Source organism: Spirillospora sp. NPDC048823 (genome assembly GCF_043198445.1).
Classification (GTDB): Bacteria; Actinomycetota; Actinomycetes; order Streptosporangiales; family Streptosporangiaceae; genus Spirillospora.
Genome location: NZ_JBICUT010000018.1, coordinates 44843 through 59929, shown reverse-complemented (window position 1 = coordinate 59929; position 15087 = coordinate 44843). Strand labels below are relative to the sequence as shown.

Annotated in this window: 12 protein-coding genes; 7 read left to right on the top strand and 5 right to left on the bottom strand. The window is 71.2% G+C overall.

Annotated features, from left to right (window positions below; all coding sequences use genetic code 11):
- Nucleotides 1–50: 50 nt before the first annotated feature.
- On the bottom strand, nucleotides 51–938 hold the full coding sequence (locus tag ACGFK0_RS31730) for a universal stress protein (protein ID WP_392911563.1): 888 nt from the start codon (nucleotides 936–938) through the stop codon (nucleotides 51–53).
- Nucleotides 939–1128: 190 nt separating this feature from the next.
- Between ACGFK0_RS31730 and ACGFK0_RS31725 the strand changes: the two genes are divergently transcribed.
- Nucleotides 1129–3561, top strand: coding sequence for a glycoside hydrolase family 65 protein (locus tag ACGFK0_RS31725; RefSeq protein ID WP_392911561.1), 2433 nt, complete (start codon nucleotides 1129–1131; stop codon nucleotides 3559–3561).
- 91 nt (nucleotides 3562–3652) lie between these two features.
- Here the strand turns inward: ACGFK0_RS31725 and ACGFK0_RS31720 are convergent, their stop codons facing one another.
- Nucleotides 3653–4693, bottom strand: coding sequence for a zinc-dependent alcohol dehydrogenase family protein (locus ACGFK0_RS31720; protein ID WP_392911559.1), 1041 nt, complete (start codon nucleotides 4691–4693; stop codon nucleotides 3653–3655).
- Between the two features lie 275 nt (nucleotides 4694–4968).
- Here ACGFK0_RS31720 and ACGFK0_RS31715 point away from each other — a divergent pair, with 275 nt between their 5' ends.
- The 3 genes from ACGFK0_RS31715 to ACGFK0_RS31705 all read left to right on the top strand — a co-directional run bounded on the left by ACGFK0_RS31715 (nucleotide 4969) and on the right by ACGFK0_RS31705 (nucleotide 9107).
- Entirely contained in the window at nucleotides 4969–5556 is a 588-nt protein-coding gene (locus tag ACGFK0_RS31715; RefSeq protein WP_392911557.1) for a rhodanese-like domain-containing protein, read from the top strand.
- Nucleotides 5553–7835: a TSUP family transporter gene (locus tag ACGFK0_RS31710; protein ID WP_392911555.1), complete on the top strand. Its 2283-nt coding sequence runs from the start codon at nucleotides 5553–5555 to the stop codon at nucleotides 7833–7835. The genes ACGFK0_RS31715 and ACGFK0_RS31710 overlap by 4 nt, the downstream gene beginning before the upstream one ends.
- 66 nt (nucleotides 7836–7901) lie before the next feature.
- Complete coding sequence (locus ACGFK0_RS31705) at nucleotides 7902–9107, top strand: FAD-dependent oxidoreductase (protein WP_392911553.1); 1206 nt, start codon at nucleotides 7902–7904, stop codon at nucleotides 9105–9107.
- On the opposite strand, the gene ACGFK0_RS31700 is transcribed toward ACGFK0_RS31705, so the two are convergent.
- A complete protein-coding gene (locus ACGFK0_RS31700) occupies nucleotides 9091–9699 on the bottom strand; it encodes a TetR/AcrR family transcriptional regulator (protein WP_392911551.1) in 609 nt (202 codons plus the stop codon). The genes ACGFK0_RS31705 and ACGFK0_RS31700 overlap by 17 nt on opposite strands.
- Before the next feature lie 160 nt (nucleotides 9700–9859).
- Here ACGFK0_RS31700 and ACGFK0_RS31695 point away from each other — a divergent pair, with 160 nt between their 5' ends.
- The 3 genes from ACGFK0_RS31695 to ACGFK0_RS31685 all read left to right on the top strand — a co-directional run bounded on the left by ACGFK0_RS31695 (nucleotide 9860) and on the right by ACGFK0_RS31685 (nucleotide 14405).
- Complete coding sequence (locus ACGFK0_RS31695; protein WP_392911549.1) at nucleotides 9860–11980, top strand: MMPL family transporter; 2121 nt, start codon at nucleotides 9860–9862, stop codon at nucleotides 11978–11980.
- Nucleotides 11981–12045: 65 nt separating this feature from the next.
- On the top strand, nucleotides 12046–12621 hold the full coding sequence (locus ACGFK0_RS31690) for a TetR/AcrR family transcriptional regulator (RefSeq protein ID WP_392911547.1): 576 nt from the start codon (nucleotides 12046–12048) through the stop codon (nucleotides 12619–12621).
- Between the two features lie 188 nt (nucleotides 12622–12809).
- Complete coding sequence (locus ACGFK0_RS31685) at nucleotides 12810–14405, top strand: FAD-dependent monooxygenase (RefSeq protein WP_392911545.1); 1596 nt, start codon at nucleotides 12810–12812, stop codon at nucleotides 14403–14405.
- 2 nt (nucleotides 14406–14407) lie between these two features.
- Here ACGFK0_RS31685 and ACGFK0_RS31680 read toward each other — a convergent pair whose 3' ends face one another.
- Together ACGFK0_RS31680 and trxA are read right to left on the bottom strand one after the other, a co-directional pair.
- Nucleotides 14408–14680: a metal-sensitive transcriptional regulator gene (locus tag ACGFK0_RS31680; RefSeq protein ID WP_392911543.1), complete on the bottom strand. Its 273-nt coding sequence runs from the start codon at nucleotides 14678–14680 to the stop codon at nucleotides 14408–14410.
- A gap of 14 nt (nucleotides 14681–14694) precedes the next feature.
- Nucleotides 14695–15063, bottom strand: a complete 369-nt coding sequence (gene trxA / locus ACGFK0_RS31675) for a thioredoxin (RefSeq protein ID WP_392911541.1) — start codon at nucleotides 15061–15063, stop codon at nucleotides 14695–14697.
- Nucleotides 15064–15087: the final 24 nt, after the last annotated feature.

Below are 15087 nucleotides of genomic sequence, written 5' to 3'. Positions count from 1 at the left end.
GGCACGGGAGAGGCGCTCACGGCGCCGCCACCCTCCGGCCCGGCCACGGTTCAGGCGGCGCGCTCGGCGACGTGCCGGGGCGGCGGGACGATCGCCACTGCGCACGGGGCGTGATGCAGCATCGCCGAACTCGTCGCCCCCAGCAGCAGCGGATCCAGGCCCCCCGTGCCACGATCTCCGACCACCAGCAGATCGGCGTCCCCGGCCGCCGCCGACAGGGCCTCGCGGGGTCGCTCAAGCAGCAGCGACGTTCGCACGCGGACCTTCGGGTAGCGCCGCTTCCACGGGTGGACGGCCTTCTCCAGCATGGCGGCGCGCGTCTCCAGCAGCTTGTTCTCATCGGTGAACAGGGGCAGCTCGAAATCGGGCACCGCCCCGGGTTCCCAGGCCCCGTGGACCACACGCAGATCGGCGTCGCGAAGGGCGGCCTCCTCGATCGCGAAGCCCAGCGCCGTGTCCGCGGCCGCCGATCCGTCGACCCCGGCGACGACGAGCCCGCGCCGCCGGCCGGCGCCGCGGACGGCGATCACCGGGCGATGCGTGCGCGCCGGCAGCTGCACCGCCGTCGACCCGTCGAGCAGCCGGTCCCGCTCATGCGAGCCGACCACGATCAGCTCCGCGTCGTCGGATTCGCGCACGAGCGTTTCGCAGACGGGTTCGCGCCTCAGCCGGGTGTGCACCTTCCCGCCCGCCCCCAGGTCCCGTGCCCGCTGCACGCCTTCGCGCAGAAGATTCTCTCCCGCCCGCTGGATGATCGCCTGGACGTTGCCGTCCACGTGCCCCGGTGGATACGGCCAGTGCCAGCAGTAGCACATCATCAGGTCGAGCCCTCGCAGGCGGGTCTCCTCGACCGCCCAGCGCAGCGCGACATCGTTCTCCTCGGTCCCGTCGTAGCCGACCAGGACGTTCGGCCGCTGAGGCCGTGTCAGCGCGACCATCCGGCCGCCCCCCTTCCTCTGGCCAAGGTCTCAGTTTCAGTTTCGGCAGGCCGCGCGCTCCTTTTCAGGGGCCGAAGGTCCCCGGTCGGCCAGGTCGTCCGGCACTGCCCGGTGTGTACCGGCCGGTGAGAACGTGGCGATGCCGGGAATGCCCTGCCGACGGCCTCGGACGACACCGTGAGGGGACACCATGAACCGGTGGATCCTGTCCTACGACGACTACGACCCTGACACCGAAGGGCTGCGGGAAGCCCTGTGCACACTCGGCAACGGATACCTCGGCACCAGGGGAGCCGCCCCGGAGTCGTCCGCCGACGGCGTCCACTACCCGGGGACCTACATCGCGGGCTGCTACGACCGTCTGCCGGCGGAGATGGCCGGGCGGCGCACCGACAACGCCGACCTGGTCAACATGCCGAACTGGCTTCCGCTGGCCTTCCGCGCCGCCGGGGGCGAATGGTTCGATCCCGACCGTGCCCGGCGGGAGGGCGGGCTTCCGTCCTACCGGCAGGAACTGGATCTGCGCCGCGGTGTCCTGACCCGCCTGGTGCGCGTGCGCGACGCGCAGGGGCGGACGACGCGGGTGGCCCAGCGCCGGATCGTGTCCATGGACGACCCCCACCTGGCCGCGCTGGAGACCACCATCGTGGCGGAGGACTGGAGCGGCACCGTGGAGATCGTGTCGGCGCTGGACGGACGCGTCGTCAACGCCGGTGTGGAGCGGTACCGGAACCTGCCCGAGGTGCACCTGACTCGTGAGAAGAGCCCCGAGCAGAGCGATCCGGAACTGCTCCTGCTGCGCGCTTCGACGGTCTCGTCCAAGATCGGGATCGCGGTGGCGGCACGCACCCGGGTCTCGGTCCCGGCCGAGCGCACCCACCGGGCCGAAGACGGTTGGACGGGCCAGAACCTGACCGTGGACGTCCACGAGGGGGTACCGGTCACGATCGAGAAGGTCGCCGCCGCGTTCACCTCACGCGACCGCGCCATCGAGGAGGTCGGCCAGGCGGCACTGGCGGCCGCCGCGGGCGCCGGCGACTTCGACGCTCTGCTGGAGAAGCACACGCTGGCGTGGACCCGGCTGTGGCGGCGCTGCCAGCTCAGCGTCGACCACGTCGAGGTGCAGCGAATTCTCAACCTGCACATCTTCCATCTGCTGCAGACGGTGTCGGAGCACAGCGTGGACTTGGACGTCGGCGTCCCCGCCCGCGGCCTGCACGGAGAGGCGTACCGGGGCCACGTCTTCTGGGACGAGCTGTTCATCCTGCCGTTCCTGACCATGCGGTTCCCCGAGATCGCCCGCGCGCTGCTGATGTACCGGTGGCGGCGCCTCCCGGCGGCGCGCCGCGCGGCGGCCGATGCGGGGCGCCGCGGCGCGATGTACCCGTGGCAGAGCGCCGCCGACGGGCGCGAGGAGACCCAGCGCGTCCACCTGAACCCGCGTTCGGGCCGGTGGCTGCCCGACCACTCGCATCTGCAGCGGCATGTCGGGCTGACCGTCGCCCACAACGTGTGGCGCTACTACGAGGCGACGGGCGACATCGGCTTCCTCGCCGAGTACGGCACCGAGATCATGCTGGAGGTCGCCCGGTTCTTCGCGGACCTGGCCGCCTACGACCGCTCAACGGACCGGTACGAGATCCACGGCGTCATGGGGCCCGACGAATACCACGACGCCTATCCGGGACGCGACGAGCCGGGCCTGGACAACAACGCCTACACCAACGTCCTCGCCGTCTGGGTGCTGCGGCGCGCGCTGGACGCGCTCGCCGCGCTGCCCGAGGACCGCCGCACGGAACTGCGTGAACGGCTCGCCCTGACCCGTGAGGAGATCACCCGGTTCGAGGACGTCGCCGGCAAAATGTACGTCCCGTTCCACGACGGGGTGATCAGCCAGTTCGACGGCTACGCCGACCTGGAAGAACTCGACTGGAACGGCTACCGGGACCGATACGGCGACATCCGCAGGCTGGACCGGATCCTTGAGGCCGAGGGCGACTCCCCCAACCGCTACAAGGCGTCGAAGCAGGCCGACGTGCTGATGCTCTTCTACGTGCTCGCACCCGGCGAACTCGACGATATCCTGCGGCATCTCGGCTACGAGCACGGCGCCGCCCTGGCCACCAGGACCATCGACTACTACCTGCCGCGCACCTGCGACGGATCGACGCTCAGCTCACTCGTCCACGCTTGGATCCTGGCCCACGTGGACGGGGACGTGGCCTGGCGGATCTTCCTTGAGTCGCTGTTCAGCGACATCACCGACACACAGCGCGGCACCACGGCCGAGGGCGTCCACCTGGGCGCGATGGCCGGGACCGTCGATCTCGTCCAGCGCTGCCACGCCGGAATCAGGACCCGCGGCGGCACCCTCCATCTGGAGCCGCACCTGCCCGGCGCGATCGGCGAACTGCGCCTCGGGCTCCGCTACCGGGGCCACTGGGGCATCGACCTGACCTGCCGGCAGGATCTACTCCGCGTCATGCTCCGCCCCGACGCCACGTTCCCCATCCGCATCTCCTACGCGGACGAGGACGTGGAGATCCAGCCGGGCGCGTCCTGGGAGACCCCGCTCCAGCACGGCAGGACGACGCCGGGCGACCGACCCGGCCGGCCCGGATGAACTCGATCGGAGATGAACTCGATCGGACTCGTGTACGCCGACGGAGGCCACAGCCCTGCGGGACGGGCTGCGGCCTCGCGGTCTCGGCGGATCACCGGGTCAGGACGACCTTGAGCGCGCCGGTGCCGGCGGCGTCGGCGAAGACGTCGTAGGCCTTGAGGAACTCCTCCATCGGGAAGTGGTGGGTGACGAACCGCCCGGCGTCGAGCCCGCCGCCGGCGACCAGCCTCAGCAGCGTCGGCGTGGAGAAGGTGTCGACCAGGCCCGTGGTGATGGTGATGCCGCGGATCCACTGCTCTTCCAGATGCAGGACGGCCGGGCCGCCGTGCACGCCGATGTTGGCGATGTGGCCGCCCGGCCGGGCCAGCGCGACCGCCGACTCGAACGTCTCGGGGATGCCCACGGCCTCGATGGACACGTCCGCGCCCAGCCCGCCGGTGAGTTCGCGGACGGCGGCGAGCGGGTCCTGCCGGGAGTTGTTGATCGTGATGTCGGCGCCGAACCGCTTGGCCGCCTCCAGCCGGCTGTCGGCCAGGTCGATCGCGATGATGTGGCTCGGGCTGAACAGCCGCGCCCCCATGATCGCCGACAGCCCGATCGGTCCGGCGCCCACCACCGCGACCACGTCGCCCGGCCGGACGGCGCCGTTGAGCACGCCCACCTCGTAGCCGGTCGGCAGGATGTCGGCCAGCATCAGCACGTCCTGCGCGGGAACGCCCTCGGGCAGCGGGTGGACGGAGGTGTCGGCGAACGGCACCCGCACGTACTCGGCCTGCGTCCCGTCGATCGTGTGCCCGAGGATCCAGCCCCCGCCGCCGACGCACAGCCCGTAGCGGCCCTGGCGGCAGAACCTGCACGTCCCGCACGCCGTGATGCACGACACCAGCACCTGGTCGCCCGGTTTGACCGTCCGCACTCCCGCACCGACCGACTCGACGGTCCCGACCGCCTCGTGCCCGAGGATCCGCCCGTCGGTCACCGCCGGGACGTCCCCCTTGAGGATGTGCAGGTCGGTCCCGCAGATCGTCACCGCATCGACCCGTACGACCGCGTCACCGTCCTCGATGATCTCCGGGTCGGGGACGTCCTCCCAGGCCTTGTTCCCAGGCCCGTGGTACACCAGCGCTCGCATGACGCGCCTCCTTCATCGGTTCGGCTGTCGTTTCCAGCGTCGATTCCCACGAACGGCCGTTGCAGTGCCCAACGTCCCGGCACACACGCCTAACGTCCCCACCCGGTCACCGCGGCGGCGTTCGCATCGGCGGTGCGCATGGGCGCGCCCGGGCATACCCATGGGGGTATTTGCACGGTCGCCCATCCATCGGCTACCGTGGCACCAGAGATACCCCAGGGGGTATATGACCACGGCCGATGGCCGTGCCCTGGACCGAATCGGAAGAGGTGCCGATGAAGGACATGCCCACGAGACTCGATGCCGCCGGCCTGCGTGCCCGGCTCGACGGCCCCAGGCCGCCCCGCCTCCTCGACGTGCGGACGCCGGGCGAGTTCGCCGCGGCCCACATCCCCGGCTCGTACAACGTGCCGCTCGACCTGCTGCGGGAGCACCGCGACGAACTGTGCCGGCACCTCGACGAGGAGGTGGTGCTGATCTGCCGCTCGGGCGTCCGCGCCGGGCAGGGGGAGCAGGCGCTGGCCGAGGCGGGCCTGCGCAACACCCGCGTCCTGGAGGGCGGGATCCTCGCCTGGGAGACGGCCGGAGCGCCGCTCAACCGGGACGGGCGCAAGCGCTGGGATCTGGAACGCCAGGTCCGGCTCGTCGCCGGGACGATCGTGCTGGTGGCCGTGGTGGGCAGCGTGGCTTTGCCCGGCCTGAAGTGGGTGGCGGCCTTCATCGGCGCCGGCCTGACGTTCGCGGCGCTCACCAACACCTGCGCGATGGGAATGCTGCTGGCGAAACTGCCCTACAACCGCGGCGCGAGCTGCGACATCCAAACGATCAGGGCCCGCCTGGCGGACGACGGGCGACCGGCATGATCCTCGCGCTCACGCTTGCAGCGGCTGTGCTGATCGGGGTCACGCTGGGGTTGTTCGGCGGGGGCGGTTCGATCCTCACCACCCCGGTGCTGATCTACGTGGCCGGTGTCGACGCCAAGACGGCGATCGCGATGTCGCTGTTCGTCGTGGGCGCGACCAGCGTGGTGGGAGCCGTCCCGCACGCACGGGCCGGCCGGATCCGGTGGCGCACCGGCCTGTTGTTCGGCGCCGCCGGGATGGTCGGCGCCTACGCCGGAGGCAGGCTCGCCGCGTTCATCCCGGCGAATGTCCTGCTGATCGCCTTCGGAATCATGATGACCGTCACGGCCGCCGCGATGCTGCGCGGCCGGAAGGAGACCGGGCCCGATCAGCACGCCGGGAACAGGCCGCTCGCCAGAATCTTTCTGGAGGGCTCGGCCGTCGGCCTGGTCACCGGGCTGGTCGGCGCGGGCGGCGGCTTCCTGGTCGTTCCCGCCCTGGCCCTGCTGGGCGGGCTGCCGATGCCGGTCGCCGTCGGCACGTCCCTGCTGGTCATCGCGATGAAGTCCTTCGCGGGACTGGCCGGCTACCTGCAGAGCGTGCAGCTCGACTGGTCACTGACCCTCTCGATCACCGCGCTGGCGGCCGTCGGCGGCCTGCTGGGCTCCCGGCTCTCCGGAAGGATCGATCCCGAGCGGCTGCGCAAGGCCTTCGGCTGGTTCGTCCTGGTGATGTCCGTCTTCGTCGTGGCGCAGGAGCTTCCCGCGCAGGCCAAGCCGATCTTCCTGGCGGCCGTCGCCGTCATCGCCCTCGCCGGGGCGGCCATTCTGACCGCCCGGCGGTCTCGACACACCACACCCAGACTCCGCACCCTTGAGTCGCGAAAGGAAACCGAAGCAATGGAGACTCGGATGTACTTCGCCCAGCACTACCTGGAGTGCCTGTCCCAGGCGTCCTACCTGATCGGCGACAGGCAGACCGGACGCGCCGTCGTCGTCGACCCGCGCCGGGACGTCTCCGAATACCTCGACGACGCCGCCGCCAACGGCCTGCACATCGAAGGCGTGATCAACACCCACTTCCACGCCGACTTCATCTCCGGCCACCTGGAGCTGGCGGCCCGCACCGGGGCCTGGATCGGCTACGGCGCGCGGGCCGAGGCCGAGTTCCAGATCCGGAAGCTTCACGACCGCGAGCGCATCAGCCTCGGCGACGTGACCCTGGAGATCCTGGAGACCCCGGGCCACACCCCCGAGTCGGTCAGCGTCCTGGTCTTCGAGCACGCCGATGACACCGTGCCCTACGGCGTCCTGACCGGGGACGCCCTGTTCATCGGAGACGTCGGCCGCCCCGACCTGCTGGCGTCCATCGGCGTCACCGCCGACGAACTCGGCAGGATGCTCTACGACACCGTCCAGCACAAGCTGATGGCGCTGCCCGACCAGACCAGGCTCTTCCCCGCGCACGGAGCCGGCTCGGCGTGCGGCAAGAACCTGTCGGCCGAACTGCAGTCCACCATCGGCGCGCAGCGGCTCAGCAACTACGCCTGCGTGCCCATGGGCGAGCGGGAGTTCGTCGACATCGTCACCGAAGGCCAGCCCTCGGCCCCGAACTACTTCGTCTACGACGCGATCCTCAACCGCAAGGAGCGGGAACTGCTGAAGGTCGAAGAGCACCTGAAGGAGCTGCCGTTCACCGACGTCCTGGCACGCCGCGACGCCGGCGCGGTCGTCGTCGACGCCCGCGACCCGCAGGAGTTCGCCGCCGGCCACCTCACCGGCTCGATCAACGTCCCCGCGGACGGCCGGTTCGCCGAGCAGGCCGGCATGCTCATCGAACCCGGGCGGGACATCGTCGTGATCGCCCCCGAAGACCGCGCGGAGGAGATCATCACCCGCCTCGCCCGGATCGGACTGGACACGGCCGCCGGCTACCTGCCCGATCCCGAGGACGCCTTCACTCTGGCGCCCGAGGGGAACATCGTCCAGGCCGAGCGGATCACCTTCGCCGACCTGCGCGACGAGCTCGACGGCGCCGAACCGCCGCTGGTGATCGACGTCCGCAACACCGGCGAGCTGGCGGACGGCGCCATCGAGGGGGCGGTCAACATCCCGCTGGCCGAGCTGCCCGGCCGCCTGGACACGATCCCGTCCGACCGGCGGATCGTCGTCCACTGCGCGGGCGGCGTCCGCTCCTCGGCCGCCGCGAGCCTGCTGCGCCGCTCCGGACGCACCGACGTCGCCGACCTGCTCGGCGGCTACGGCGCCTGGGCCGCGGCCCACTCCCCGGCCGAGGCCTGATCGGCCCCAGCGCGCCCTGCCGGGCCTGTTCCGGGCGGGGCGCGCCCCTTCTGGAAGGAGTTCTCCATGTCCGCCACCCCGAACCGGCACCGCGTCCTGATCGTCGGCGGGGGCACCGCCGGGATCACCGTCGCCGCCAGGCTGCGCCGCAAGGGCGTCAGCGGCGTCACGATCCTCGAGCCCTCCGACACCCACTGGTACCAGCCGCTGTGGACCCTCACCGGCGGCGGGCAGGCGCCCCTCGACGTCGCGCGCAGACCCGAGCGGTCCGTCATCCCGCGCGGCGTGACGTGGATCCGCGACGCCGCGGCCGCCGTCGACCCCGACGCCCGGACGGTCACCACCGCGAACGGCACCGAACTCCGCTACGAGTACCTGGTCATGGCCCCCGGTCTCCAGCTGGACTGGTCCGCCGTCCCCGGTCTCACCGAATCGCTCGGCCGCGACGGAGTGTCCAGCAACTACTCCCCGGAGTACGCTCCGAAGACCTGGGAGTTCATCCGGAACCTCAAGTCCGGTACGGCCGTGTTCACCTATCCGGCCGGTCCGATCAAGTGCGGCGGAGCCCCGCAGAAGATCGCGTATCTGGCGGCCGACCACTGGCGCCGCGAGGGCAGGCTGCGCGACATCCGCATCATCCTCGCCGTCAACGAGCCCACGCTCTTCAAGGTCGAGACCTACGCCCGCGAACTGGACAAGGTCGTCGCCCGCTACGGCATCCAGACCCGCTTCCAGTCCGAACTCCTGTCCATCGACCCCGACCGCCGCGAACTGACGCTCGCCGGCGAGGGCGCGGGCGCCACGGAGAAGATCGCCTACGACCTGCTGCACGCCACCCCGCCGCAGAGCGCCCCGGACTGGGTGAAGAAGTCCGTTCTCGCGGACCCGGCCGGCCCTTTCGGCTATGTCGAGGCCGACAAGCACACCCTCGCCCATCCGCGTTACCCGAACGTCTACGCCCTCGGCGACGTCGCCAATCTGCCGACGTCCAAGACCGGCGCGGCCATCCGCAAACAGGCCCCCGTCGTCGTCAGGAATCTCATGGCCGACATGGCCGGCCACTCCCGCACCGCGAGCTACGACGGCTACACCTCCTGCCCGCTCGTCACGGCCAGGGACAAGATGCTCCTCGCCGAATTCGACTATGACCTGACCCCCACACCATCACTGCCGATCATCAACACGAAGAAGGAACGGCGCGACATGTGGTACCTCAAACGCTACGGTCTGCCCGCCCTCTACTGGCACGGCATGCTCAAGGGCCTTGCCTGACCAGTCCGTTGAATGACAGGTCGAGCAGCAGCGCCAGGTGGTCGGCCACGCCGGACGCCCGGTCCTCGGCCCAGTCGCGCATGGCCGCCTCGAAGGTGCGGGCGATCTGGGCGGTGATGAGAGTCGGCGGGATGTCGGTCCGCACCGCGCCGGCGGCGGCGCCGCGCTCGATGAGCCGTTCCACCTCCTCCATGACCGGAGGGCGGGCGCCTTCGCCGAGCAGCGCTGCGTGGCGGATCGGGAGCGTGTAGACGAACCTGGCGAGTTGTTCGTCGGCCACCATCCGGGTGGCGGCGGTGGTCAGGAGTTCGCGGACGCGGGGCAGCGCCTCGGCGTCGGTGCCGGGCGGTGTGGGCACGGGCCGGTCTTCGACAAGGCGGGCGAACAGTTCGGCGAGGATCTCCTCGCGCTCGGCGAAGTGCTTGTAGAAGGTCGCGCGCGAGACGCCTGCCTCCTTGGCGATGTCCTCCACCCGCACGCCGATGTAGCCGTGTTCGGCGAACAGCCGCAGCGCCGTGTCGAGCAACTGGGAGCGGACGCGCTCGCGTCCGTCCTGACGGGTCCGGCCGAAGCCGGGTGACCGTACGGTCATCTAGGTCCTCCGGCGGTCGTCGGGTCGGCGCGCGTCGTACCGCGGCCGACATCGAATCTACGCCACTCCGGCGGATCGACTCTCCCCCGAACATGTGAAACACGTGTCTACACACGTGTATAACGTATGTAGACACACATGTTTCTCTGGAGGTGACGCCGTGCTCTCGGCTCTCGGTCGTTTCTCGGCCCGGCACCGCTGGTGGGTGCTGGCCGCGTGGATTCTGCTGGTCCTCGGCGTGGCGGCGGCCGGCCGCGCGTCCGGGGGCTCGTTCACCAATGACCTCACGCTCTCGGGGGCCGATTCACAGGCCGCCTATGACACGCTGCGCGCACGGTTCCCCGATCTGTCCGGGGACGGCATGCAGGTCGTCGTCCGCAGCGAACCGGGAGCGATCTCGCCGGAGGTGCAGCGGAAGGTCGAGGCCGCCGTCGCGGAGGCCCGGCGGCAGCCGGACGTGGCGGCGGCGCAGTCCCCGTTCGGGCAGGCCCGGCACATGGTGTCCGATGACGGCCGCACGGCCATCGCGACGGTCCAGTTCACCGGCCGGGCCAAGGACATTCCCGAGGAGGCGGTCCGGCGGGCGCAGGAGGCGTTCGATCCGGTGCGCGGTCCCGGCGTCGAGGTCGCCTTCGGGGGCGCGGCGGTGCAGGCCGAGTCCGGGCCGTCCGGCCAGGAGATCTACGGCCTGATCGCCGCGGTGGTGGTGCTGCTGATCGCCTTCGGGTCGCTGGCGGCGATGCTGGTGCCGATCCTCACCGCGGTGGCGGGCGTCGGCGTCGGGCTGTCGGTCATCACGCTGCTGTCCGGTTCGATGACGATCGGGACGTCCGGGCCCGTCGTGGCCGCGATGATCGGTCTCGGGGTGGGGATCGACTACGCGCTGCTGGTGGTGACGCGGCACCGTGAGGAGATGTCGCGCGGCCTGGCCCCGCCCGATGCGATCGCCGCGGCGATGGCGACGGCGGGACGGTCCGTGCTGGTCGCGGGCACGACGGTGATCGTGGCCATCCTCAGCCTGTACGTGATCGGTGTCCCGTTCGTGTCCGCCCTGGGGCTGGCGAGCGCGGTGACCGTGGCGGCCACGCTGCTGGCCTCGGTGACGCTGCTGCCGGCGCTGCTGGCGGTGTTCGGACGGAACCTGGACCGGCTGCGCATCGGCCGGCGCAGGGCCGCGAACGAATCCGGGGGCGGCTGGATCCGCACCGTGGTCCGGTACCGCTGGGCGGCGATCGTGCTCGCGGTCGGCGCGTTCGGGCTGCTGGCGCTGCCGCTGGGATCGCTGCGGCTCGGCACCGCCGACGGCGGCTCGCAGCCGCCCGGCACGACCCAGCGGCAGGCCTACGAGATGGTCGACGAGGCGTTCGGGCCCGGCTGGACGGGTCCCCTGCTGGTCACCGTGGACTACGGGCAGGACGGCCGGGCACCGCGCGAAGCGGCCGCTCTGCGCGAGACCGTCGCCCGGACGGACGGGGTCGGGCAGGTGCTGCCTCCGCGGCCGGATCCGCAGGGCCGCACCGCGGTGCTGACCGTCGTGCCCACCGGGTCGCCCGACGCCGAGGCCACCGAGCAGCTGGTGCACACGCTGCGGGCGGACGTGCTGCCGGACGCCGCGCCCGGCGCCGAAGCCCACGTCGGCGGTGCGACCGCCACGAGCATCGACCTGGCCGACCGGCTCGGTGCCAGGATGGGCTGGTTCATGCTCCTGGTCGTCGGCCTGGCCTTCCTGTTGCTGCTGGTGGAGTTCAGGTCGCTGGCGGTGCCCGTCGTGGCGGTGCTGATGAACCTGCTCGCCGTGGGCGCGGCCTACGGGCCGGTCGTCGCGGTGTTCCAGTGGGGCTGGTGGCCGGCCGGGCTGATCGGCGCGCAGCCCGGCCCGGTGGAGTCGTTCGCCCCGGTGATGCTGTTCGCGGTGCTGTTCGGGCTCTCCACCGACTACGCGGTGTTCCTGCTCAGCCGGATCCACGAGGAGTTCCGGCGCACCGGAGACGCGCGGCGCGCGATCGTCACCGGGGTGGCGTCGACCTCGAAAGTGATCCTGGCGGCGGCCTCGGTGATGGTCGCCGTCTTCACCGGCTTCGTCCTCAACGACCAGCGGGTGGTCAACCTGTTCGGCTTCGGGCTGGCCACCGCCATCGCCCTGTACGCGGTACTGGCGATGCTGGTGCTCGTCCCGGCGGTGCTCACCGTGCTGGGCCGATCCGCCTGGTGGCTGCCGCGCAGGGCCTCCGCACGGCGGGGCGAGGACATCGGTGACCGGGAGCCGGCGACGCTGCGGTGACGGCACGGGCCTGGCGCGCAACGGCCGATTAGGACGGCGTCGATCGCCTCTGCTAGTAAGGAGGCGTGCCGGCACAACCGCATGTCCCGCGCGAGCGCAGCGACGTACGACGCAACCGGCGGGCACTGCTGGAGGCCGCCGCCGAGGCACTGGCGCAGAACCCGGGCGCGTCGATGGTGGAGGTGGCGCGGGCGGCACGGCTCACCCGCGCCACGGTGTACCGGCACTTCAGCAGCCGCGGGCAGTTGATCGAGGCGATGCGCGCGGAACTTCTCGAGCGTGCGCGCCTGGCCATCGCCGACGCCCGGCTGGACGAGGGCCCGGCGCTGGACGCCCTCCGCCGGGCCGTCGACGCCCTCGTCCCCCTCGGCCTGCGTTTCCGGGCGCTGCTGGCCGAGGGGGGCGTCCTGGAGCCGGATTTCGTGCGTGAGCGGGGCGAACTGCTCGGCCCCGTACTGGACGTCATCGACCGCGGACAGCGGGCCGGCTCCATCCGGACGGATGTTCCGGCCACCTGGGTGCTGACGGTGATGGCGGCGACCCTCGCCGCGGCGGTGGCGACCTCGCCCGCGACACCCGATACGGCCGTCGCCGATCTGGTGTTCAGCACGCTCACCGAGGGTGTCGCGGCTGCGCGCTGAGGCGCGCGTCCCCACGATCACGACCGGCGGTGCCCGCACCGGCCACGCCCTCGCCTCCGTTTGTCCGGACACGTGCGTCTTCGGGCTGCCTTCAACCGAGAACACCCATGTCGCGAATCGAAACGATACTTTAGTGTCTCATTTTCCGTATGCTGGGGCGTCCGTGGCCCATGCACCCAGGAGACGCCATGTCACCGTTTCCCCCGTCCTCTCGCGATGTACTCCCGGCAAGCCCGCCCCCGTCGGCCGACGTCGATGTCCTGGTCGTCGGTGGCGGCCCCACCGGGTTGACCGCCGCGCACGAGGCGCTCCGCCACGGGCTCACCGTGCGGATCATCGACCGCAAGCCGGAACGCGAGGCCATCTCCAAGGCACTGGTCGTCCACGCACGGACCATGGAGGTCTTCGAGGCCATGGGACTGGACGGGGCCGTGCTGGCCGAAGGCCTCCCGTTCGCCGCGCTCAACGTCCACGCCAGTCGGAGCGAGCCTGTACGGATCGACATGCGCCGGCTGCCATGGGGAGACACTTCCTACCCCTTCTGGCTGTCGATCCCCCAGTACGTCACCGAACAGATCATCGAAACACGTCTCCGCGCGGCCGGGACCGCGGTGGAATGGCTGGTCTCCCTGGAGAACCTCCACGACCACGGCGACCACGTCGAGGCGAGCCTGGCGCATCCGACCGGACGGATCGAAACGGTCCGCGCCCGCTGGCTGATCGGCTGCGACGGCGGACGCAGCACCGTGCGCGAACGTGCGGGGCTCAGGCTGAAGCGGTCGGACGCCGGAGCCTCCTTCGTCCTCGCGGACGTCAGGACCACGGCGCCGCTCGCCCACGACGAGGGGCACGTCCACCTGGACCGGGCGGGGCTCCTGCTCATCGTCCCGATGCCCGAACCGGGACGCCGCCGGATCATCGCGCACATGCCCGGGGCCGTCCCGGATGCCCCGCCCGCCGTCGACACCGCCTTCCTGGACCGGCTGATCCGGGACCGGACGGGCATCGAGTTCGGCGGCCACGACCTCACCTGGGTTTCGCGGTTCGACCTCAGCCACGGCCTGGCCGACCGCTACCGCCGGGGACGGGTCTTCCTCGCCGGAGACGCCGCCCACGTGCACAGCCCGGTGGGCGGGCAGGGCCTCAACACCGGCGTCCAGGAGGCCCACAACCTGCTGTGGAAACTCGCGGCGGCCGACCGCCTCGACGCGGAGGCGGCGGAGCGGCTGCTCGGCAGCTACGAGGCCGAACGGCGATCCATCGCCCAGCGGATGGTCAAGGGCACCGCCAGGGCGACCGGCGTGATGACCTGGAACCTCCGAGTCGCGCAGAGACTGCGCACCACCCTCGCACCGCGCGTCATCAGCCGCCCCTCCGTCCAGGCCAGGCTCGGGCGCCAGGTCGGGATGCTGGAGACCGCCTACCGTGGCGGGCGCCCTGCCGCGGGCGCGTCCGCGGGCCGCAGGATGCCCAACCCGGAACTGCGCTCCGGCGGCCGGATCTACCCGCGGCTGAGCGGCCTCGGCCACACCTGGGTGGCCTGGGTGCGCCCGGACGAGCCGGTCCCCGACCCCGGTGACTCCAGGTGGAGGGGACTGCCCGTGCTCTCCCTGACGGAAACGACCCTCGCCGCCGGACAGCCTTGGCCGGACGAAGGCGAACGCGTGGCACTGGTCCGCCCCGACCGATATGTCGCGGCGGCCGGGACGAGCCCGGAAGCCGTGTGGTCAGCGCTCCAGCACCGCGGCTACGGAACTCCGCTCGGCGACGTCAGGCGAGGGTGACGTCAGGCGAGGGTGAGGAACAGCCTTTCCAGCTGGGCCCGGTCGATCTCGGCCTGCTCGGTCCCAATGTTCTCGCCCGTGACGCACTGTTCCAGCCCCGTAGCGATGATCTTGAATCCCGCTCGGTCGAGTGCACGGGACACGGCCGCGAGCTGGTTGATCAGGTCGGCGCAGTCACGCCCCTCCTCGATCATCTTGACGATCCCGCCGATCTGCCCCTGCGCACGCCGGAGGCGTACGACGACGTCGGCCAGGGACTCCTTCTCCAACTCCATTCGCGCTGCCCTCCTCAGGAGGCGTGCCGGTGCTCACCGGCACGCCGGCGCACGTCGTCCAGGTCGACCGACCGGGCCTCTTCGATCAGCTTCTCGAGTTCGGGCTCGCGCAGCGCCCCGGGCTGGGCGTACAGGACCACCTTGTCCCGGATGATCATCAGGGTGGGGATGGAGCTGATCTGGAACGCGCCGGCCAGCTCCTGCTGGGCCTCGGTGTCGACCTTGCCGAACACGATGTCGTCGTGCCGTTCGGAGACCCGCTCGTACACGGGTCCGAAGAAGCGGCAGGGCCCGCACCAGCTCGCCCAGAAGTCGATCAGGATCATCTCGCCGCCGTCGAGGACCTCTTCGAAGTTCTCGCGCGTCAGTTCGGTCGTGGCCATCGTCGCCTCCAGCTCTTGGATGGA

What these genes read in the sequence shown, in the direction of transcription:
- trxA (WP_392911541.1), bottom strand. Translation starts at nt 15,063, where the DNA reads ATGGCCACGACCGAACTGACGCGCGAGAACTTCGAAGAGGTCCTCGAC.
- ACGFK0_RS31680 (WP_392911543.1), bottom strand. Translation starts at nt 14,680, where the DNA reads ATGGAGTTGGAGAAGGAGTCCCTGGCCGACGTCGTCGTACGCCTCCGG.
- ACGFK0_RS31720 (WP_392911559.1), bottom strand. Translation starts at nt 4,693, where the DNA reads ATGCGAGCGCTGGTGTACCACGGGCCTGGGAACAAGGCCTGGGAGGAC.
- ACGFK0_RS31725 (WP_392911561.1), top strand. Translation starts at nt 1,129, where the DNA reads ATGAACCGGTGGATCCTGTCCTACGACGACTACGACCCTGACACCGAA.
- ACGFK0_RS31700 (WP_392911551.1), bottom strand. Translation starts at nt 9,699, where the DNA reads ATGACCGTACGGTCACCCGGCTTCGGCCGGACCCGTCAGGACGGACGC.
- ACGFK0_RS31685 (WP_392911545.1), top strand. Translation starts at nt 12,810, where the DNA reads ATGTCACCGTTTCCCCCGTCCTCTCGCGATGTACTCCCGGCAAGCCCG.
- ACGFK0_RS31715 (WP_392911557.1), top strand. Translation starts at nt 4,969, where the DNA reads ATGAAGGACATGCCCACGAGACTCGATGCCGCCGGCCTGCGTGCCCGG.
- ACGFK0_RS31710 (WP_392911555.1), top strand. Translation starts at nt 5,553, where the DNA reads ATGATCCTCGCGCTCACGCTTGCAGCGGCTGTGCTGATCGGGGTCACG.
- ACGFK0_RS31705 (WP_392911553.1), top strand. Translation starts at nt 7,902, where the DNA reads ATGTCCGCCACCCCGAACCGGCACCGCGTCCTGATCGTCGGCGGGGGC.
- ACGFK0_RS31730 (WP_392911563.1), bottom strand. Translation starts at nt 938, where the DNA reads ATGGTCGCGCTGACACGGCCTCAGCGGCCGAACGTCCTGGTCGGCTAC.